The organism is Enterobacter cloacae complex sp. IR5459 (genome assembly GCF_049238005.1).
In the GTDB taxonomy this organism is placed as follows: domain Bacteria; phylum Pseudomonadota; class Gammaproteobacteria; order Enterobacterales; family Enterobacteriaceae; genus Enterobacter; species Enterobacter hormaechei_C.
The window spans coordinates 177,806-197,364 of the sequence record NZ_JBMKIG010000005.1 but is presented as its reverse complement, the minus strand read 5'-3'; the positions used below and the strand labels follow the sequence as shown (position 1 = coordinate 197,364).

The window sequence follows — 19,559 nt, the reverse complement described above, 5'->3', positions numbered from 1 at the left end:
TCTGGCGCGTAGTTTACTGTCTGGCGCGCCGCTTGACAAAGTTCTGCCTGCTGTACACCGAAATGCGAATAATTTCTTCTTTGAACAATTAGAATTTCAAGCTGTTCAATGTCTTATTTGTAAATTTTTGTCCGGGAGTTATCAGTAAATGTGATCATTCACGCAACTCATATAAGAGGCGTTGTCTATACTTTACACACAAGGAGAAGGGGCTTTTCCCCTGACAACCCAAAGTTCCGGAGGTGACATATGAAACGCAAAAACGCTTCAATGCTCGGTAACGTGCTAATGGGGTTGGGACTGTTCGTGATGGTCGCCGGTGTCGGTTATTCAATCTTAAACCAATTACCGCAGCTTGACCTCCCACAATACTTTGCGCATGGCGCGGTGCTGAGTATCTTCCTCGGTGCGGTACTGTGGCTCGCCGGGGCGCGCGTGAGCGGACATGAGGAAGTCTGCGATAAATACTGGTGGGTGCGTCATTACGATAAACGATGCCGCCGCGACCAGCGCAAGCATAGCTAGTGCCCCATAAAGAACACCGAAACGACTTCATCTGAAGTCGTTTTTTTTTGCATGACGCATTGACCCTCACGTAACGTAAGGCTTCAGAGTAACGACACTGGCAGAACAAAAGGAGCCGTTATGTTGATACAGGTGGGAGAACTGGCGAAACGTGCCGGGATCACCGTGCGGACTTTGCATCACTACGAGCAAACAGGGCTGTTGTTACCTTCTGCCAGAAGCGCGGCAGGCTACCGGCTTTATAACCTGGCGGATGTGCAGCGTCTGCATATGATCCAGACGCTGGCAAAAGCCGGGCTGGAGCTTGCCGAAATCAGGGATTTTCTGAAACAGCGTTCGCTGTCATTAGCCGAATTACTCGACGGGCAAATCACTCTGCTGGACAAGCAACTGCGTAGCATCCATACGCTGCGCAACCGGCTGGTGGAATTGCGTACCGGGCTGACCGACGATGCGACGCCGGATCTGGAATCCTGGCTACAGACTCTGGAGTTAATGAATATGTACGATCGCTGGTTTAGCAAAGAAGAGTTGCAGCAACTGCCGTTTGCGGTAGAGAAAGAGGCGCTGGCGGATATCTGGTCGGGGCTGGTGAGGGAGGTTAAACACTTGCTGGAACAGAACGTCAGCGTCACGGACGCGCGGGCGACCGATTTGGCTTCACGGTGGATGGAACGCCTGGAGCAGGATACCGCAGGCAAACCGGAATTTTTGACCCGCCTGAACGAGATGCACAGCGTGGAGCCGCAGATGCAGGAGCAAACCGGCATTACGCCGGAGATAACTGATTACATCACGCGGGCGTTTGCCGAATCAAAGCTCAGCATCTGGGAGAAATATCTCACTGCCGAAGAGATGGCCTTTACCCGGGCGCACTACTTTGACCGGATGATGGAGTGGCCGCCGCTGGTGGCGAAGCTGCATCAGGCGCAGCGAGATAATCTCAGTCCCGCTTCTGACGATGCGCAAAAGCTGGCAGAAAAGTGGCTGGTTTTATTCCAGTCCTATGCGGGAACAAACCCGCAGACCCAGCAAAAATTTCGCCTCGCCATGCAGCAGGAGCCGCATCTGATGAAAGGCACGTGGATGACGCCTGCCGTGCTTGAATGGCTCCAGCAGGCGATCGGGGTGATGATGCAAAGACGCGTCTCTGCATCAGATGACTCACAGATCCGCTAATGCAGCTTCACGGTTAGGGTAGAAGGACAATCGGCCAGGGATCGGCTGCACGCCTGCGCGCGCCATGGTGCGCAGGGGCTGGAATTCGAGGTTACTTATCCGCAGCTCGCAGCCTTCCGGCAGGCGGGCAACAAAGCGCTGGAAGGCATCCAGACCGCCGGCATCCAGCACCGGGACGGCATCCCACTTCAGGACCACAATCCGTTTGCCCGCGATGCGGGATTCCAGATCGCTGAACAAACCTTCCGCTGCGGCGAAGAACAGCGGACCAATCACGCGCAGCACCAGCACATCGTCAGGCACCTCAACGTTAACCGGGGAGAGACGCGTCATCTGCGCGATGCGGCGCATAAACAGCAGCGAGGCCAGCACTATGCCGACGCTGATAGCGATAACCATATCGAACAGCACGGTCAGCGACATGCAGATCAGCATCACGATAATGTCGTCTTTCGGCGCGCGGCGCAGCAGGTTAACCACCTTATGCGCCTCACTCATGTTCCAGGCCACCATCAGCAGCAACGCAGCCATGGCAGAGAGCGGAAGCCATGAAAGCAGCGGGGCAAGGATCAGAAGCGCCATGATCACCAGCAGGGAGTGAATGACCGCCGAAACCGGTGATGTCGCGCCCGCACGTACGTTCGCGGCGGAACGGGCAATCGCAGCCGTAGCCGTAATACCGCCGAAGAACGGTGCAACGATGTTACCTAAGCCCTGGCCGACCAGCTCGCTATTGGCTTTATGCTTAGTGCCGGTCATGCCGTCGAGCACGACGGCGCAGAGCAGGGATTCGATTGCGCCCAGCATGGCCATGGAGAACGCGGCAGGAAGCAGAGCGCGAACGGAATCCCAGCTCAGGGTGAAGCTGGAGCCCGGCATGTCCCACGGCAGAACCAGCTGCGGCAGCAGCTGCGGAATGCCGCTGCCCTGTGAGCCGTCCGCCAGAACATAGTGGAACTGGGAGCCAATGGTGGCGACCTGTCCACCGAGCAGGTTGATGACGCCCATTACCGCGCAGCCCAGCAGCAGAGCGGGCAGATGCCCCGGGAGACGAATACCTAAGCGAGGCCAGACGATGAGAGTGCCGAGGGTAACGATGCCAATGGCCGCATCTCCCAGGTTGGCCGTCGGCAACGCCATAAACAGCGCGCCCACTTTCTGTAAATAGTGCTCCGGAACATGGGCCATTTGCAGGCCGAGGAAATCCTTAATCTGCATGGTTCCGATGGTGATCCCAATTCCCGAGGTGAACCCCAGCGTTACGGAAAGGGGAATATATTCAATCAGGCGACCAAAGCGGGCCAGACCAAACAGAATTAAAAAGATGCCGGACATCAGGGTGGCAACCAGCAGGCCTGCCAGACCAAACTGTTGGGAAACCGGGTAGAGGATCACCACAAAGGCGGCCGTCGGGCCGGAGACGCTGAAGCGGGACCCGCCCGTCAGCGCAATCACAATCCCCGCAACGGCCGAGGTGTACAGCCCGTACTGCGGCGCGACGCCGCTACCAATCGCCAGCGCCATCGCCAGCGGGATGGCAATAATCCCGACGGTGATCCCGGCTATCAGGTCACGAACAAAGCGTGACGATGTGTATTTCTCTTTCCAGCAGGCGTCGATGAGGGCGCGAAAGGGCAGAACATGTGAGGAGGTTACGTTTTTCACAATTATCTATCATCCGTGTGCGCATCATCTGTCATATGAATGGCAGGTGAAGGAGGCATAAGTCATACAAATAAATACTATAAACAAAAAAACCCGCCGTAGCGGGTTTTTTGGCCGTGTTCGATCAGTGTTCGAACATTGCAGAGATGGATTCTTCGTTGCTGATACGACGAATCGCTTCGGCCAGCATCCCGGACAGAGTCAACGTACGCACGTTTGGCAGCGCTTTGATCTCGTCACTCAGTGGGATAGTATCGCACACCACAACTTCGTCAATGACGGAGTTACGGAGGTTGTTTACTGCATTGCCGGAGAAGATCGGGTGAGTGGCGTAAGCGAATACGCGTTTCGCACCACGCTCTTTCAGCGCTTCAGCGGCTTTACACAGCGTACCGCCGGTATCGATCATGTCGTCCACCAACACGCAGTCGCGGCCAGCCACGTCACCGATGATGTGCATCACCTGAGAAACGTTAGCGCGCGGACGGCGTTTGTCGATGATCGCCATGTCGGTATCGTTCAGCAGCTTCGCGATAGCACGCGCACGTACCACGCCGCCGATGTCCGGAGAAACCACAATCGGGTTGTCCAGATTCAGTTGCAGCATGTCTTCCAGCAGGATTGGGCTGCCGAATACGTTATCAACCGGCACGTCGAAGAAGCCCTGGATCTGCTCTGCGTGCAGGTCGACCGTCAGTACGCGGTCAACGCCGACGCTGGACAGGAAGTCAGCGACAACTTTAGCGGTGATTGGCACACGCGCGGAACGGACGCGACGGTCCTGACGTGCATAGCCAAAGTAAGGAATAACAGCAGTGATACGGCCAGCAGAAGCACGACGCAGCGCGTCGACCATAACAACCAATTCCATCAGGTTGTCATTCGTTGGAGCACAGGTGGACTGGATGATGAAAATATCACCACCGCGTACATTTTCATTAATTTGTACGCTGACTTCGCCGTCGCTAAAGCGACCTACAGCGGCGTCGCCGAGGGAAGTGTACAGGCGGTTGGCAATACGTTGTGCTAGTTCCGGGGTGGCGTTACCAGCAAAAAGCTTCATATCAGGCACGAGAAGAACCTCAGGCATGCGTCCAGTGGTGGATAGCGTTCGCCGCAAACTGCGGGGCCTAAGCAAACGCTATCCAGGCGGTGTATTAAAGAGCGCGATGCAACGTCTGGAACAGGGTGACGTTGTCACCGAAACTCAGTCTGCGCCAGAATGGCCTGCTGTAGGGGGGAGATGTTCATCCCGCGCGCTACAAAACCATGCAGCCAAACCGGCGCTTGCTCAAGCACCTGACGGGCGGCGGTTTCGGTGTCAAATTCAGCAAAGACACAGGCCCCTGTACCGGTCAGGCGCGACGGCGCGTATTCTAACAGCCAGGAAAGCACCGCATCAACCTCGCGAAAACGTTTTCTTGCGATATCCTCGCAATCGTTGCTGAATTCACAATTTAATAACGTTTTTATTGACCGTACCGGGGTATTTCTTTTCAGGTCAGGATCTTTAAAGATGACCGGGGTAGGAATGCTCACGCCAGGGTGAACGATCAGATACCATTTTTCCGGCGGATCGACCGGCGTGAGGATTTCACCGACACCTTCAGCGAACGCCGCGTGGCCGCGCACAAACACCGGTACATCGGCGCCCAGCGTCAATCCTAACGCTGCCAGTTCGTCCGTCGTCAGACCGCAGCCCCAGAGGTGGTTAAGCGCCACCAGTACGGTCGCGGCGTTCGATGAACCGCCACCAAGACCGCCGCCCATAGGCAGGCGTTTGTCGATACGGATATCCGCACCGCTTCCCGCTGGCAGACGACCCGACGACGACGCCGTTTTCATCAGAAGGCGAGCAGCGCGCACGATCAGGTTATCCTCATGCGCCACGCCGTCGACCGGCGTCAGCAGGTGAATCTGCCCGTCCTGACGCGGTTCGATGGAGATCGTGTCGCCGTAATCGACAAACTGAAACAGCGTTTGCAGGGTGTGATAGCCGTCAGCGCGCTGCCCGGTAATATAGAGAAACAGGTTCAGTTTTGCGGGAGAGGGCCAGTGGGTCATCATTTAACGATCCAGTTGTCCATTTTCAGCTTGATACGCTGGCTACCCTGCGTCAGCTCCATATTGGACGGCAGCGACGGTTGAGTCTTGCTGTCATACGCGCTGTACACCACTTTCCAGGTTTTACCGCCCTGAGTGTAATTTACCTGGCTCAGACGGTATTGATCGTCGAGCGTGTAGTCGGTTGCGTCACCCGGCAGGCCAAGGATCCACTGGCGCAGACTATTGAGCGGAATCGGCATCCCGGTCAGCTTGCCAATCATCTCTTCGGCGTCAGTTGCCGTGTAGTGCTGGCCTTTGTTATCGGTAATCTGCGCTTCGCCAGGCTTCGCGTTCAGCTCCAGTTCGGTGCTGCCCAGCGGGTTCAGCAGCAGCAGGCGATAGTTGTCCTGACCCGTTTGCTGCCAGAAGAAGCGAGCGTAAACTTTTTGCTCGTCAGAGAGATAAGCAAATGCACCGCGGGTCTGATACTGGCTTAATTTCAGCACGTCCTGCTGGTGCTGGCGCCACTGCGGTGAGTCAGGGCTTTTGCCCGGGCCTTTCGGCTGATGAACGGAACAGGCGGTCAGAACCAGGGCCGCCAGAGGCAGCAGGCGAATCATTCGGGTCATAATGATGACAAATCCTTGAGATACGTTGCAGTTATAACTGTTAATGCTAGCGTTGAAGGGTGCCACCGTCTACGTTCAAATTATCTCAAAGCGTGGCGTAAGCTATTACTCCGAAAGGGGGCAGTCTCTTTTATTGATCTCGCGCATCCTGTATGATGCGTCCTGCTAACCTTATTAACGCTGGTACTACTCCCGCTCAACATGACCCTATTAGCACTCGGTATTAACCACAAAACGGCCCCGGTTTCACTGCGAGAACGCGTTACGTTTTCGCCGGATACGCTCGACCTGGCGCTGGACAGCCTGCTTGCACAGCCGATGGTGCAGGGTGGCGTGGTGCTGTCGACGTGCAACCGTACCGAGCTCTATTTAAGCGTGGAGGAGCAGGACAACCTGCACGAGGCGCTGATCCGCTGGCTATGTGACTACCACAACCTCAACGAAGAAGAGCTGCGCAACAGCCTGTACTGGCATCAGGATAACGATGCGGTCAGCCATCTGATGCGCGTGGCCAGCGGTCTGGATTCGCTGGTGCTGGGCGAGCCACAGATCCTCGGCCAGGTGAAAAAAGCCTTCGCGGATTCCCAGAAAGGGCATCTGAAAGCCAGCGAACTTGAACGAATGTTCCAGAAGTCATTCTCCGTGGCGAAGCGTGTGCGAACCGAAACCGACATTGGCGCCAGTGCGGTTTCGGTTGCTTTCGCGGCCTGTACCCTTGCCCGTCAAATCTTCGAATCGCTGTCGACCGTCACCGTACTGCTGGTGGGGGCGGGCGAAACCATCGAGCTGGTGGCGCGCCATCTTCGCGAACACAAGGTGAAGAAGATGATCATCGCCAACCGCACCCGCGAACGTGCACAGGTGCTGGCAGATGAAGTGAGCGCTGAGGTGATTGCGTTGAGCGACATCGATGAACGTCTGAAAGAGGCGGACATTATTATCAGCTCTACCGCCAGCCCGCTGCCGATTATCGGGAAAGGGATGGTCGAGCGTGCGCTGAAATCCCGCCGCAATCAGCCGATGCTGCTGGTGGATATCGCCGTTCCGCGTGATGTTGAACCGGAAGTGGGCAAACTGGCGAACGCCTACCTGTACAGCGTGGATGACCTGCAAAGCATCATTTCGCACAACCTTGCCCAGCGTAAGGCGGCGGCTGTGCAGGCGGAAACCATCGTTGAACAGGAAACCAGCGAATTTATGGCCTGGCTGCGCGCGCAAAGCGTCAGCGAGACCATCCGCGAATACCGCGGTCAGGCGGAGCAGGTGCGTGATGACCTGACGGCCAAAGCGTTAGCGGCCCTTGAACAGGGCGGCGACGCGCAGGCGATTATGCAGGATCTGGCCTGGAAACTGACCAACCGCCTGATCCATGCCCCAACCAAATCTCTTCAGCAGGCTGCCCGTGACGGGGACGATGAACGCCTGACAATTCTGCGCAACAGCCTCGGGCTGGAATAGCGCCCTATACCCATTTTCTAAGACAAGGTGCATTTACGCCTATGAAGCCTTCTATCGTCGCTAAACTGGAAGCTCTGCACGAGCGCCATGAAGAAGTCCAGGCGCTGCTCGGCGATGCCGGGACCATTGCCGACCAGGAACGTTTTCGCGCGCTGTCGCGTGAATACGCGCAGTTAAGTGATGTTTCAAAATGCTTTACCGACTGGCGACAGGTCCAGGAAGATATCGAAACCGCGCAGATGATGCTCGACGATCCTGAGATGCGCGAGATGGCGCAGGAAGAGTTACAGGATGCGAAAGCGCGTTCAGAAGAGATGGAGCAGCAGCTTCAGGTGCTTCTGCTGCCGAAAGATCCGGACGATGAGCGTAACGCCTTTGTGGAAGTCCGCGCCGGTACCGGCGGCGACGAAGCGGCGCTGTTCGCCGGGGATCTGTTCCGTATGTACAGCCGTTATGCCGAATCCCGTCGCTGGCGCGTGGAGATCATGAGCGCCAACGAAGGCGAGCATGGCGGCTACAAAGAGGTTATCGCCAAAATCAGCGGTGACGGCGTGTACGGTCGACTGAAATTTGAATCCGGCGGCCACCGCGTGCAGCGCGTGCCTGCGACGGAATCGCAGGGGCGCATTCATACCTCGGCCTGTACGGTGGCGGTGATGCCGGAGCTGCCGGAAGCGGAACTGCCGGATATCAACCCGGCGGATCTGCGCATCGACACCTTCCGCTCTTCAGGGGCAGGTGGTCAGCACGTTAACACCACCGACTCCGCTATCCGTATTACTCACCTGCCCACCGGGATTGTGGTTGAGTGTCAGGATGAACGTTCCCAGCACAAGAACAAAGCTAAGGCGTTATCCGTGCTGGGCGCCCGTATCCACGCGGCGGAAATGGCGAAACGCCAGCAGGCGGAAGCCTCTACCCGCCGTAACCTGCTGGGCAGCGGCGACCGTAGCGATCGTAACCGCACCTATAACTTCCCGCAGGGGCGCGTAACCGACCATCGCATCAACCTGACGCTCTACCGTCTGGATGAGGCAATGGAAGGCAAGCTCGATATGCTGATTGAGCCTATCGTGCAGGAATACCAGGCCGACCAGCTGGCGGCACTGTCCGAGCAGGATTAATGGATTTTCAGCGCTGGTTACGCCATGCCGCCAGTGAGCTTTCCGCAAGTGAAAGCCCGAAGCGTGACGCCGAAATTCTGCTTGAGCATGTGACGGGTAAAGCCCGCACGTATCTGCTGGCTTTCGGCGAAACCGCGCTGACCGCTGAACAGCAATCGCAGCTGGAGACGCTGCTTGCCCGCCGTAAAACCGGCGAGCCGGTGGCGCATCTGGTTGGCGAGCGCGAGTTCTGGTCCCTTCCACTGTACGTCTCAGCGGCCACGCTGATCCCGCGCCCGGACACCGAGTGTCTGGTGGAGCAGGCGCTGGCGCGGTTACCGGCGCAGCCGTGTCAGATCCTCGATCTCGGCACCGGCACCGGGGCGATTGCGCTGGCGCTTGCCAGCGAGCGGCCAGACTGCACCGTGACGGCGGTAGACGTGATGCATGATGCGGTCGCCCTCGCGCGGCGCAACGTTGAACGGCTGGGGCTGAACAATGTTTCCGTTCTGCAAAGCAGCTGGTTTGCCGCGCTTGAAAGCCGCATGTTTGAAATGGTTGTCAGCAATCCGCCCTACATCGACGAAGACGATCCGCATCTCGCGCAGGGGGACGTGCGTTTTGAACCCTTGACCGCGCTGGTCGCTGCGAATCAGGGACTTGCGGATCTCGATCACATTGTGACAACGTCACGGCAACATTTGCTTCCCGGTGGCTGGCTGCTGGTGGAACATGGCTGGACGCAGGGAGAGGCGGTGCGAGCGCTGTTTACGCATGCCGGATACGCTGCCGTGGAAACCTGCCGGGATTACGGCGGCAATGAACGTCTGACGCTGGGGCAGCGGTCATGAGCCTGTTTACGCTGCTGATCTCCGTTCACCTGGTTTCCGTTGCCCTGACCATTGGCTTTTTTATTGCCCGCTACTGGTGGCGCTACAACAACAATCCGCTGATTAACGCCCGCTGGGTACGCATCGCCCCGCACTGTATCGACACGGTGCTGTTCCTTTCCGGAGCCGGGTTAATGTGGAAGACCGGCTATCTGCCATTTACTGATAAAGGCGCATGGCTGACTGAAAAGCTGTTTGGCGTTATCATCTACATCGTTTTGGGTTTTATCGCGCTTGGGCGTCATCGTCCGCGCAGCCAGCAGACAGGGTTTATCGCCTTTTTGCTGGGTCTGGTGGTGCTGTACATCATCATTAAACTCGCCACCACAAGAATACCGTTACTGGGGTAAGTCATGAGGTCCTTAGCCGATTTCGAATTTAACAAAGTGCCGCTCTGCGATGGTATGATCCTGATTTCAGAGATGATCCGCGACGATTTTACGTCACAGTACGTTTACGCTGAACTGGAGAATCTGGTCAGCCTGGCGCGCGAAGAGATCAATCAGGCACGTCCGCAGGACTGGCAATTAGAGAAGCTGATTGAGCTTTTCTACGGCGAATGGGGTTTCTGCGACACGCGAGGCGTGTACCGCCTGTCTGACGCACTGTGGCTGGACCAGGTGTTGAAAAATCGTCAGGGCAGCGCCGTCGCGTTGGGCGCCATTTTACTGTGGGTTGCGCACGAGCTGGAGATTCCACTGGTGCCGGTCATTTTCCCGACGCAGATGATTTTGCGGGCGGAGTGGCTGGACGGTGAGATGTGGTTAATCAATCCGTTTAACGGCGACACGCTGGATGAGCATACGCTGGATGTCTGGCTGAAAGGCAACATCAGCCCGATAGCTGAGCTGTTCAATGAAGATCTCGATGAAGCCGATAACGCCGAAGTGATCCGCAAGCTCCTGGATACGCTGAAGTCTGCGCTGATGGAAGAGCGTCAGATGGAGCTGGCCCTGCGCGCAAGCGAAGTGCTGTTGCAGTTCAATCCGGAAGATCCGTACGAAATCCGCGACCGCGGCCTGATTTATGCGCAGCTCGACTGCGAGCACGTGGCGCTGAATGATTTAAATTATTTCGTCGAACAATGTCCGGAAGACCCGATCAGCGAGATGATCCGCGCGCAGATCAACGCGATCGCGCATAAACACATTACACTGCATTAATCTTAATTCCGATTCACACCTGAATAAGGCGATCCTATGAAACAAAAAGTGGTTAGCATTGGTGATATCAACGTGGCAAACGACCTGCCGTTCGTGCTGTTTGGCGGTATGAACGTGCTGGAATCCCGCGATCTCGCTATGCGCATCTGCGAACACTACGTGACCGTGACCCAAAAACTGGGCATCCCGTACGTGTTTAAAGCCTCTTTTGACAAAGCCAACCGCTCCTCCATTCACTCATACCGTGGCCCGGGCCTGGAAGAGGGGATGAAGATTTTCCAGGAGCTGAAACAGACGTTTGGCGTGAAAGTGATCACCGACGTGCACGAGGCGTCTCAGGCACAGCCGGTGGCTGATGTGGTAGACGTGATTCAGCTTCCGGCGTTCCTCGCTCGCCAGACTGACCTGGTAGAAGCGATGGCGAAAACCGGTGCCGTGATTAACGTGAAAAAACCGCAGTTCGTGAGCCCAGGCCAGATGGGTAACATCGTCGACAAGTTTATCGAAGGCGGTAACGACCAGGTTATCCTGTGCGACCGTGGTTCAAACTTCGGTTATGACAACCTGGTTGTGGATATGCTGGGCTTCAGCGTGATGAAGAACGTCTCTAACCAGTCTCCGGTGATTTTCGACGTGACCCACTCCCTGCAATGCCGCGACCCGTTTGGCGCCGCGTCTGGCGGGCGTCGTGCGCAGGTGACCGAACTGGCGCGCGCCGGTATGGCAACCGGCCTGGCGGGTCTGTTCATTGAAGCGCACCCGGATCCGGCTAACGCGAAATGCGACGGTCCATCCGCGCTGCCGCTGGATAAGCTGGAGCCGTTCCTGAAACAGATCAAAGCGATTGACGATCTGGTGAAGAGCTTCGACGAGCTGGATACCAGCAACTAATAAAAAAACCCGCTTCGGCGGGTTTTTCTTTGCCCGGCGGCGCTACGCTTGCGCGGGCCTACGGGTTTTGTAGGCCGGGTAAGCGCAGCGCCACCCCGCAAAAAAATTACGCAAATATTGTCATCAGATACGCAATAAACAGCGCCATATGCGCCGCGCCGTTCAGCACATTGGTGCGGCCGGTGGAGAAGGAAATCTGGCACAGCAGCAAGGATGCCACCATCACAATCATCTCTGGCGCACCCAGCGCAAACTGCAATTCATTTCCCGTCATAAAGGCAATCAACGTCACCACCGGAACGGTAAGGGAGATGGTCGCCAGAACAGAGCCAAAGAACAGATTCATCGCACGCTGCACCTGATTATTGAGCACCGCTTTCAGCGCTCCCAGGCCTTCTGGCGACAGGATCAACAGGGCCACCAGGAAACCGGTAAAGGCGACCGGCGCGTTCAGTTCAGTTAACAGCGCCTCCAGCGGGTTCGCATTCATCTTGGTGACCGCAATAACGGCAATCAGATGCACGATCAGCCAAACCGTGTGCCACGCGCTGCTGTGAGCCGACGGCTTACCGTGATGCGGGTCATCGTCGTCACCGTCGTCTTCATGCTCGTAAACAAACAGGCTCTGGTGCGTTTTGGTCTGGATCAGCAGGAACACGCCGTACATCGCCGCGGAAATCAGCGCCACCAGCAGCGCCTGGCCGGTGGTGAAATTTGCACCCGGCAGCGCCATCGGGAATACCAGCACAATAATCGCCAGCGGGAACAGGGCGATCAGGTACTGTTTAATGCCAAAAAGGTTCATGTACTGGGTGGCAAATTTGCGACCACCTAATAAAAGTGAAAAACCAACCAGGCCGCCGGTAACAATCATAATGATGGAATAGAGCGTATCGCGCATTAGCGTTGGCGCGGCGTCGCCGGTGGCCATTAATGCGGAAATGAGACTGACCTCAAGAATCACAACCGAAAGGCTTAAAATTAATGACCCATACGGCTCTCCAAGACGGTGGGCTAAAACATCCGCATGGCGTACCACGCTAAATGCGCTGGTTAAAATACCCACCAGAGCCAGAATATTGATCCCCACAACCACTGGCAATGACTGACTGCTTCCCCAGAAGAGCAGCACAGCCAGTGCCAGAACCGGGAAAATGAGAGAGGTCTCCTTGTGGCGGGTTTTCACCGCCTCGTGTGTTGCTGTCATGTGTTTCTCCAACAATGCAGGTGCTTGTAATTATAGATAGATTTTAAAAGTATTAAATTAACAGAAATCTGTTAAATACCCTGTATTTTTTACTTAATTTTACCCTTTATTATAATTTTTATGCCTGAGGCTTATAATTGCCTATCTCTGTTAAATATTAATTTAATAACAATGACTTGCATTTTTATATTGTTCATTTCTTTCTGTTGGCTGGCACCCTCGCGTATCGTCGTCCACACTTATCTTTTAGCCAAAAGAGGGGTTAACGATGCCATACAAATCGAAAAGCGAATTACCAGATAACGTGCAAAACGTATTGCCTGCCCACGCCCAGGAAATCTACAAAGAAGCCTTTAACAGCGCCTGGGATCAGTACAAAGATAAAGAAGATCGCCGGGACGATGCCAGCCGCGAAGAGACGGCCCATAAGGTGGCCTGGGCCGCCGTAAAAAATGACTATGAGAAAGGGGACGATGATAAATGGCACAAAAAGAAATAGCCGCGAATAATACGCTGCCTCCCTTTTGACATTTCAGGCGGTTGACCTGCCGCTGTATTGCATCTGGCCCGCGAATTGCTTATCGTTGCTCAACTGCTGTTAAAATGAACAGCACAGAATGCCGGGAAGGCGAATTACAGATGTCGCAAGGAAGCATGCAGTGGCGGAGGTGGAATGTGTTAACGCGTGATTTCTTGATGAAGGCAGATTGTAAGACGGCATTTGGTGCTATTGAGGAATCGCTTCTGTGGTCGGCTGAACAACGTGCGGCGTCGCTTGCGGCAACGCTGGCCTGCCGCCCGGATGATGGCCCGGTCTGGATCTTTGGTTACGGCTCGCTGATGTGGAACCCGGCGCTCGAATTTGTTGAATCGGCAACCGGAACGCTGCCTGGCTGGCACCGCGCCTTCTGTTTGCGCCTGACCGCCGGACGCGGCAGCGCGTGTCAGCCAGGACGCATGCTTGCACTAAAAGAGGGCGGGCGCACCACGGGCGTGGCATACCGGCTGCCGGATACCACGCTGGAAGATGAGCTGACGCTGCTGTGGAAGCGCGAGATGATCACCGGCTGCTATATGCCCAGCTGGTGCAAGCTGGAACTGGATGACGGCCGCACCGTCAACGCGCTGGTGTTCATTATGGATCCGCGCCACCCGCTGTATGAAGCCGACACCCGAACCCAGGTGATTGCCCCGCTGATTGCCGCCGCCAGTGGACCGCTGGGTACTAACGCCCAGTACCTTTTCTCGCTCGATCAGGAGCTGACGCGTCTCGGTATGCAGGACGACTGTCTGAGTGAGCTGGTGGTGAAGGTGAAAGCGCTGCTGGAAGGGAACCCGCTCAGCAATACGCTGCGGCCAGGTTTTGCCTGATAATACGCCCGGCTGGCCGGGCGTTTATGGTTATGCTGCCACGTAACTTACGGAATGTTCGAGCGACTGGCTGTGGCTGTCGATCAGCACATCCCAGGTGCCGGTGTAAGGCACCGTCAGCCAGGCCTTATCGTCCTGGACGGTAAGGATATCTGCCTGCGATTGTTTCTGTCCTTTCGAACTTATCAGATGGATGCGGCAACGCTCTGAGCAACGCACCACTACCGTATCCCCGCCAAACAGTTTCAGACTTGTTTTAACTCGTGCCATTTTATACCCCGTCGTTTTTGCCCATCCCGAGCGTGATGTTGTTCACAATTTACTCATTGCATAACACCAAAGGGGCAGGAGTGGGATGCTGATTTCGATCAAAAAATGGCGCAACGATTAAACAAAAATGACAAAATCCCTGAAACCTTTCAGCGGACGCACTTTTTCCCTGTTTAACGCGCGTCCGGGAAAAATTATATGCGGAAATGGCCTGCGGTCTCAGCAAGGTCGCCCGCCTGGCTTTGCAGCGCGCTGGCCGCCGCAGCAGACTGTACAACAAGCTCGGCGTTCTGCTGCACCATGCGATCCAGATGAGTCACCGCGTGGTTAATTTCATGGATCCCTTTCATCTGCTCGCGGGTGGCAATAGATATTTCACGCATTATGCCTGACACGCTCCCGACGCTGGCGCGGATCTCATCCATGCTGTCGCCCGCAAGGTGCACAAACCGGGAGCCGGTTGCAACGCTTTCGGTGGTGGAATCAATAAGGGATTTGATCTCTTTCGCCGCCTGAGCGCTGCGGCTGGCCAGGTTACGTACTTCCCCCGCAACGACCGCGAACCCACGGCCTTGCTCCCCGGCACGTGCCGCTTCCACCGAGGCGTTAAGCGCCAGAATATTGGTCTGGAAGGCGATGCCGTCAATGACGCTGGTGATATCGCCGATTTTCGCGGAAGCCAGTTCGATGGACTGCATGGTGCTGATGGCCTGAGCGACGACGTCACCTCCGCGGGATGCGGCGGCAGAGGCCTTGCTCGTCTGTTCATTCGCTTCTGCTGCCGACTCGTTTGACTGCGTAACGGAGGCCGTGATCTCTTCCACGGCGCTGGCGGTTTCGCGAAGGCTTGATGCCGCCTGCTCGGTACGCCCGGAAAGATCCTGATTACCCGCCGCAATCTCATGCGCGGCGTTTTTCACTGAGGCGCTCGCATCACGCAGCTGGACCATCACCACAGAAAGCTTATCGCTGAAGGCGTTAAACGCCTGCGCGATTTGCGCCACTTCATCGCCCCCCTTATCCGGCAGACGCTGCGACAGATCGTTAGTACCGTTGGCAATGTTGTTCATCGCGTCACGGATACCGAACAGCCGCTTAAGCAGGCGGGCAATCAGGAGGTGCATGAGGGCTCCGCTCAGCAGGGCGAGGATTGCCAGCGACAGTGCAGATGCTTTAAGCAATGAGCGCATCCCGGCGGTGGCATCGCCGTTATCAAGCGCCACAACCAGCAGCCAGTGCGTCCCCGGCACGGCGGTGGCCAGGAACGTTTTTTCGCGTCCGTTTGACGTTCCGTCAACCAGGTTGCCGCTTTTCAGAGTGGCAAAATCGGTCCCTTTGATCGTTTCAGTAAACGGCTTAAGCGTCAGCGCAGGATCGCTGCCGGCAATTACGGTGCCGTTGCTGTCCAAAAGCAGTCCACTGCTGGCCGGAGTCGGGTGAATACCGCGCACGTTAGCCACCACGCTGTCCATTGCCACATCGCCCGCCACCACCGCTTTCAGGGCGCCTTGCTCTTTAACGGGTACCGCGAACGTCACCACCAGTTTCCCGGTGCCCGCATCCACATAGGGTGCAGTCACTACCGGGCCATCAGCGCTGACGACCTGCTGATACCACGGGCGAAGGGTGGGATCGTAATCAGCGGGCACCCCGGTTGGGTCAGAAAATTTAGCCGTTTTGCTGGCATAACCCACGTAGACGTTGGTAAATCCACCCGCCAGTGCAAGCTGTTTAAACACCGGAACCGGATCGTCGCTGAGCGCGACCGACTGCGCCGAAGTGATGACGGTTATTTTGCTGTTCACCCAGTCGGCAATCGCCATGTTGTGGCTGGCGCTGGTGCTGGTCAGAATATCGCGCTGCGACTGCTGATTATCCTGGCGCGTGACCTGAAAGTTAATAATGGTATTAAGAAGAAGGGCGACGACCAGACAGCCTGTCGTCGCGGCAATGATGCGGGCGCGAATGGATCTGAACATAAGTGTAATACCTGCTGTGTTGTTTCCATGCCTATCGGCAACGGTGCAGGTAAACTTGATGCTGAAACCGCGTCCATAAGAAAATAATATTTTTAGCGGGTTATTATTAAAAAGTTAATACTTTATCGGCGGAAAGCGTCCATTCAGCCAGCTCCACCAGCGTACCAATTTCCACGCCATCAATCAGCGGCAGCCCGGTAATGCCGCGCCCGTCGGTACAGGTTTTGCACAGTTTGACCGGAACGTTTTGCGCGGTCAGGATCTCCAGCATTTGTTGAATGTTGTAGCCCTCTGCGGGTTTTTGCCCCTTCAGCCCGGCCGTGACGGCGTCGGACATCAAAAAGAGGCGCAGCTCCAGCTCACTCTCCTTATCGCGCAGCGCGATTGCCAGGCGCAGGCTGTTAAAAAGGGATTCACTGCCGTAGGCCGCACCGTTGGCGACGATCACAATCTTCTGCATGTTGACTCCTGTTCTTTGAAAAGGCACGAATATTGCTTCTCGTACCGAAGAATACGTATCGGGGAGAGAAACGATGACGATAGTGGCTGGCAGTTCCCCTGGCGCAACCGAATGGTTCCAGCGTGCGAGAATGTTGCGCGAGGAACAGCTCGGCAGACTGGCGCAGCTGGGCGCACTGGTGAACAGCATCAGTCGACTGGTGCATATGCTACAGTGCGAGCGCGGTGCGTCAAATGTCTGGCTCTGCTCGCAGGGCAAATTGTACGCGCCTGAATGCAAGGCCAGCAGGGCCCTGGTGGATGAAAACCTCGCCGCATTGCACCTTCAGTTTAACGAACCGCTGCCGGGCAGCGCCCTGTGCGAACGTATTGCCAGCGCACTGCACGGCCTTGAGACGCTAACGGCGCTGCGTGATGGCGTTACAGGTCAATGCGTCACCGCGCCGCAGGCGATGGAACATTACAGCCGCATACTGCGTCATTTGCTCAGTATCGTACCCCAACTCAGCGACAGCATTGACGATCCGCACATCGCGGGCCGATTTGTGGCCCTTTACAGCCTGATGCAGGGCAAAGAACTTGTGGGACAAGAGCGGGCGCTGGGGGCTATTGGTTTCACCCAGGGATTCTTTGACGATGAAACCCGCCAGCGGCTGGTGGATCGCATTGATGGCCAGCAGGCCTGCTTTGAGGTTTTTATCTCCCATTGCACTCCAGACGTGCAGGAGTCATTTACCCTCAACTGCCTGCCGGGTCTGGAGACTGAAAAACTCAGGCGTGAAGCGTGCACCCGCCAGCCTCCGGCAGATAACGGTGATACCGCCCTCAAATGGTTTGCCCTGCAAACCGCGCGCCTTGAGCACCTGCGCACGCTGGAGGAGGTGGCAATTGCCGATCTGATGACGGCAGTTGAGGAGCGCCGCTATAGCGAAAACCTGCACGCAGACGATGAACACGACGATATCCTGGCGCGATTTCCGGATAAACCGCTGCTGCCGCTGGTGCGCCAGCAGGCGCGTGAAATTGAGCAACTCTCCCGTCAGCTTGCTTCCCTGCGCGACACGCTGGAGGAGCGTAAGACCATCGACAAAGCCAAAAGCGTGCTGATGACGCACCAGAACATGAGCGAGGAGCAGGCGTGGACCGCCCTGCGCAAAATGGCGATGGATAAAAACCAACGCATGGTAGATATCGCCCGTGCGCTGCTTACGGTGAAAAATCTGTGGAAGATACCCCCTGGGGAGTAGTTGCACAGTCAGTGGGCAATTTATGCCTGATTGAGGTGCGTAATACAGCGCTCTTCTTGCAGAAACCCCGTAACGCCGGGGATAAAAAGCTGGCATTACCTTTGCATTAACAGATTAACCATTTTCGACGATGCGCCAACGGCGGTGCATGCGTCTTCAGGATAAAGGCGTCCAGCGGTGCTTCAGCACCGTCGGGCGCTTTTTTTTGCCTTTTTTCAGGAGCAATTATGGCGGATTTGTCGAGACGGCGGTTATTGCAGGCCAGCATGCTGGCGAGTGGTGCGATGCTGTTGCCGGGTGTCATGCAGGCCGCATGGGCGGCGGGGTCAGATAAGCCGGAGCAGGATACCGTGCGTATCGGGTTTATACCTCTGACCGACTGCGCGCCCGTGGTTATCGCGGCCCTGAAGGGGTTCGATAAAAAACACGGCATTACTATTGTGCCGACCAAAGAGGCGAGCTGGGCGGCGGTGCGCGACAAGCTGGTGGCGGGCGAACTGGACGCCGCGCACATTCTTTACGGCCTGCTGTACGGTCTGGAGCTGGGTATCGCGGGCAAGCCGCAGCAGATGGCGAACCTGATGACCCTCAACCAGAACGGTCAGGCCATTACGCTCTCCAGCGATCTGGCGGAGAAGGGCGTTCGTGACCTCGACGGGCTGAAAAAGCTGATTGCGCAGCAGGCGCCGGGAACCTACACCTTCGCGCATACCTTCCCGACGGGAACGCACGCCATGTGGCTCTACTACTGGCTGGCCAGCGCGGGGATTAACCCGTTTGACGACGTGCGCACCGTGGTGGTGCCGCCGCCGCAGATGGTGATGAACATGCGCATTGGCAACATGGTCGGGTTTTGCGTTGGCGAGCCGTGGAACGCGCGGGCGATTAACGACCGCATCGGGTTTACCGCCGCCACGTCACAGTCCATCTGGGCCGATCACCCGGAAAAGATCCTCGGCACCCGACGCGACTGGGTGGCGAAAAATCCGCACACCGCACGGGCGCTGGTGAGCGCCGTGATGGAAGCCGCGCGCTGGATCGAGGCGTCAGCGGAAAACAAACGCGAAACCGCGCAGATCCTCTCGCGCCGCGCCTGGCTCAACTGCAAGGAACAGTATCTCACCGGACGCATGCTCGGCGAGTACGACAACGGGGTCGGTCAGCGCTGGCAGGATGCGCACCCGATCCGTTTCTTCAACGAGGGTGCCGTGAGCTACCCGTATCTCTCCGACGGCATGTGGTTCTTAACCCAGTTCCGCCGCTGGGGCTTGCTCAACGCCGCGCCGGATTACGCGGGCATTGCACAGCGCATTAACCAGACCGCGGTCTGGCAGGATGCCGCGACCGCCGTGGGCGGCATGTCCACACCGTCATCACCGTATCGCAGCAGCACCCTGATGGACGGCACCGTCTGGAACGGCACCGATCCGGAAGGGTACGCCAACCGCTTCGCCATTCACCGTAAAGGGGCCTGAGT

20 protein-coding genes are annotated in these 19,559 nt (G+C 56.6%); 12 read left to right on the top strand and 8 right to left on the bottom strand.

Annotated elements, in window-relative coordinates; translation table 11 throughout:
* Window positions 1-249: 249 nt before the first annotated feature.
* Complete coding sequence (gene ychH, locus ACOTX4_RS12670) at window positions 250-525, top strand: stress-induced protein YchH (RefSeq protein WP_003856655.1); 276 nt, start codon at window positions 250-252, stop codon at window positions 523-525.
* Between the two features lie 120 nt (window positions 526-645).
* Window positions 646-1,704, top strand: coding sequence for a MerR family transcriptional regulator (locus ACOTX4_RS12665; protein ID WP_022651374.1), 1,059 nt, complete (start codon window positions 646-648; stop codon window positions 1,702-1,704).
* Here the strand turns inward: ACOTX4_RS12665 and dauA are convergent.
* From dauA to lolB, 4 genes are all read right to left on the bottom strand, one after another.
* Window positions 1,690-3,369, bottom strand: coding sequence for a C4-dicarboxylic acid transporter DauA (gene dauA, locus ACOTX4_RS12660; protein ID WP_045333140.1), 1,680 nt, complete (start codon window positions 3,367-3,369; stop codon window positions 1,690-1,692). The genes ACOTX4_RS12665 and dauA overlap by 15 nt on opposite strands.
* A gap of 124 nt (window positions 3,370-3,493) precedes the next feature.
* The gene (gene prs / locus ACOTX4_RS12655) at window positions 3,494-4,441 is read right to left on the bottom strand and encodes a ribose-phosphate diphosphokinase (RefSeq protein WP_003856663.1); all 948 of its coding nucleotides are present in this window, start codon (window positions 4,439-4,441) and stop codon (window positions 3,494-3,496) included.
* Between the two features lie 125 nt (window positions 4,442-4,566).
* Complete coding sequence (ispE, locus tag ACOTX4_RS12650; RefSeq protein WP_045895424.1) at window positions 4,567-5,436, bottom strand: 4-(cytidine 5'-diphospho)-2-C-methyl-D-erythritol kinase; 870 nt, start codon at window positions 5,434-5,436, stop codon at window positions 4,567-4,569.
* Window positions 5,433-6,044: a lipoprotein insertase outer membrane protein LolB gene (gene lolB, locus ACOTX4_RS12645; RefSeq protein ID WP_003856665.1), complete on the bottom strand. Its 612-nt coding sequence runs from the start codon at window positions 6,042-6,044 to the stop codon at window positions 5,433-5,435. The genes ispE and lolB overlap by 4 nt, the downstream gene beginning before the upstream one ends.
* Window positions 6,045-6,245: 201 nt before the next feature.
* On the opposite strand from lolB, the gene hemA reads away from it, so the two are divergent.
* From hemA to kdsA, 6 genes are read left to right on the top strand one after another with little or no spacing between them, the layout of a single operon-like run.
* Window positions 6,246-7,502, top strand: coding sequence for a glutamyl-tRNA reductase (gene hemA / locus ACOTX4_RS12640; protein WP_063937641.1), 1,257 nt, complete (start codon window positions 6,246-6,248; stop codon window positions 7,500-7,502).
* A 41-nt stretch (window positions 7,503-7,543) separates the two neighbouring features.
* Window positions 7,544-8,626 carry a peptide chain release factor 1 gene (prfA, locus tag ACOTX4_RS12635; protein WP_003856667.1) on the top strand — a complete coding sequence of 361 codons (1,083 nt, stop codon included), beginning with the start codon at window positions 7,544-7,546 and terminating at the stop codon, window positions 8,624-8,626.
* On the top strand, window positions 8,626-9,456 hold the full coding sequence (prmC, locus tag ACOTX4_RS12630; RefSeq protein WP_047653913.1) for a peptide chain release factor N(5)-glutamine methyltransferase: 831 nt from the start codon (window positions 8,626-8,628) through the stop codon (window positions 9,454-9,456). Before prfA ends, prmC begins: the two co-directional genes overlap by 1 nt.
* Window positions 9,453-9,845, top strand: a complete 393-nt coding sequence (sirB2, locus tag ACOTX4_RS12625; protein ID WP_003856669.1) for an invasion regulator SirB2 — start codon at window positions 9,453-9,455, stop codon at window positions 9,843-9,845. The genes prmC and sirB2 overlap by 4 nt, the downstream gene beginning before the upstream one ends.
* A gap of 3 nt (window positions 9,846-9,848) precedes the next feature.
* Complete coding sequence (sirB1, locus tag ACOTX4_RS12620) at window positions 9,849-10,658, top strand: invasion regulator SirB1 (protein ID WP_003856670.1); 810 nt, start codon at window positions 9,849-9,851, stop codon at window positions 10,656-10,658.
* Between the two features lie 36 nt (window positions 10,659-10,694).
* Window positions 10,695-11,549 (top strand): 3-deoxy-8-phosphooctulonate synthase, encoded by an 855-nt coding sequence (gene kdsA, locus ACOTX4_RS12615; protein ID WP_003856671.1) that lies wholly within the window; start codon window positions 10,695-10,697, stop codon window positions 11,547-11,549.
* Window positions 11,550-11,655: 106 nt separating this feature from the next.
* Here the strand turns inward: kdsA and chaA are convergent, their stop codons facing one another.
* Window positions 11,656-12,756 (bottom strand): sodium-potassium/proton antiporter ChaA, encoded by a 1,101-nt coding sequence (chaA, locus tag ACOTX4_RS12610; RefSeq protein ID WP_003856672.1) that lies wholly within the window; start codon window positions 12,754-12,756, stop codon window positions 11,656-11,658.
* A 268-nt stretch (window positions 12,757-13,024) separates the two neighbouring features.
* Between chaA and chaB the strand changes: the two genes are divergently transcribed.
* Entirely contained in the window at window positions 13,025-13,255 is a 231-nt protein-coding gene (gene chaB, locus ACOTX4_RS12605; protein ID WP_032609439.1) for a putative cation transport regulator ChaB, read from the top strand.
* A gap of 176 nt (window positions 13,256-13,431) precedes the next feature.
* A complete protein-coding gene (locus tag ACOTX4_RS12600; protein WP_017384255.1) occupies window positions 13,432-14,127 on the top strand; it encodes a gamma-glutamylcyclotransferase in 696 nt (231 codons plus the stop codon).
* A 30-nt stretch (window positions 14,128-14,157) separates the two neighbouring features.
* Here ACOTX4_RS12600 and ACOTX4_RS12595 read toward each other — a convergent pair whose 3' ends face one another.
* The 3 genes from ACOTX4_RS12595 to ACOTX4_RS12585 all read right to left on the bottom strand — a co-directional run bounded on the left by ACOTX4_RS12595 (window position 14,158) and on the right by ACOTX4_RS12585 (window position 16,836).
* Complete coding sequence (locus ACOTX4_RS12595; RefSeq protein ID WP_003856678.1) at window positions 14,158-14,397, bottom strand: hypothetical protein; 240 nt, start codon at window positions 14,395-14,397, stop codon at window positions 14,158-14,160.
* A gap of 194 nt (window positions 14,398-14,591) precedes the next feature.
* Window positions 14,592-16,376 carry a methyl-accepting chemotaxis protein gene (locus ACOTX4_RS12590; protein ID WP_032609438.1) on the bottom strand — a complete coding sequence of 595 codons (1,785 nt, stop codon included), beginning with the start codon at window positions 16,374-16,376 and terminating at the stop codon, window positions 14,592-14,594.
* 106 nt (window positions 16,377-16,482) lie between these two features.
* Entirely contained in the window at window positions 16,483-16,836 is a 354-nt protein-coding gene (locus ACOTX4_RS12585) for a DsrE/DsrF/TusD sulfur relay family protein (RefSeq protein WP_015570354.1), read from the bottom strand.
* Between the two features lie 73 nt (window positions 16,837-16,909).
* Between ACOTX4_RS12585 and nasR the strand changes: the two genes are divergently transcribed.
* Together nasR and ACOTX4_RS12575 are read left to right on the top strand one after the other, a co-directional pair.
* A complete protein-coding gene (nasR, locus tag ACOTX4_RS12580; protein ID WP_063937639.1) occupies window positions 16,910-18,082 on the top strand; it encodes a nitrate regulatory protein NasR in 1,173 nt (390 codons plus the stop codon).
* Between the two features lie 227 nt (window positions 18,083-18,309).
* Window positions 18,310-19,557, top strand: a complete 1,248-nt coding sequence (locus ACOTX4_RS12575; RefSeq protein ID WP_023296759.1) for a CmpA/NrtA family ABC transporter substrate-binding protein — start codon at window positions 18,310-18,312, stop codon at window positions 19,555-19,557.
* Window positions 19,558-19,559 lie beyond the last annotated feature (2 nt).

Bases quoted from the DNA above. Each gene is read 5' to 3' on its own strand.
- hemA (WP_063937641.1), top strand. From the start codon at position 6,246: ATGACCCTATTAGCACTCGGTATTAACCACAAAACGGCCCCGGTTTCA.
- prmC (WP_047653913.1), top strand. From the start codon at position 8,626: ATGGATTTTCAGCGCTGGTTACGCCATGCCGCCAGTGAGCTTTCCGCA.
- kdsA (WP_003856671.1), top strand. From the start codon at position 10,695: ATGAAACAAAAAGTGGTTAGCATTGGTGATATCAACGTGGCAAACGAC.
- prfA (WP_003856667.1), top strand. From the start codon at position 7,544: ATGAAGCCTTCTATCGTCGCTAAACTGGAAGCTCTGCACGAGCGCCAT.
- chaB (WP_032609439.1), top strand. From the start codon at position 13,025: ATGCCATACAAATCGAAAAGCGAATTACCAGATAACGTGCAAAACGTA.
- sirB2 (WP_003856669.1), top strand. From the start codon at position 9,453: ATGAGCCTGTTTACGCTGCTGATCTCCGTTCACCTGGTTTCCGTTGCC.
- ACOTX4_RS12595 (WP_003856678.1), bottom strand. From the start codon at position 14,397: ATGGCACGAGTTAAAACAAGTCTGAAACTGTTTGGCGGGGATACGGTA.
- ACOTX4_RS12665 (WP_022651374.1), top strand. From the start codon at position 646: ATGTTGATACAGGTGGGAGAACTGGCGAAACGTGCCGGGATCACCGTG.
- lolB (WP_003856665.1), bottom strand. From the start codon at position 6,044: ATGACCCGAATGATTCGCCTGCTGCCTCTGGCGGCCCTGGTTCTGACC.
- ispE (WP_045895424.1), bottom strand. From the start codon at position 5,436: ATGATGACCCACTGGCCCTCTCCCGCAAAACTGAACCTGTTTCTCTAT.
- ACOTX4_RS12585 (WP_015570354.1), bottom strand. From the start codon at position 16,836: ATGCAGAAGATTGTGATCGTCGCCAACGGTGCGGCCTACGGCAGTGAA.
- ACOTX4_RS12590 (WP_032609438.1), bottom strand. From the start codon at position 16,376: ATGTTCAGATCCATTCGCGCCCGCATCATTGCCGCGACGACAGGCTGT.
- sirB1 (WP_003856670.1), top strand. From the start codon at position 9,849: ATGAGGTCCTTAGCCGATTTCGAATTTAACAAAGTGCCGCTCTGCGAT.
- chaA (WP_003856672.1), bottom strand. From the start codon at position 12,756: ATGACAGCAACACACGAGGCGGTGAAAACCCGCCACAAGGAGACCTCT.
- ACOTX4_RS12575 (WP_023296759.1), top strand. From the start codon at position 18,310: ATGGCGGATTTGTCGAGACGGCGGTTATTGCAGGCCAGCATGCTGGCG.
- nasR (WP_063937639.1), top strand. From the start codon at position 16,910: ATGACGATAGTGGCTGGCAGTTCCCCTGGCGCAACCGAATGGTTCCAG.
- ychH (WP_003856655.1), top strand. From the start codon at position 250: ATGAAACGCAAAAACGCTTCAATGCTCGGTAACGTGCTAATGGGGTTG.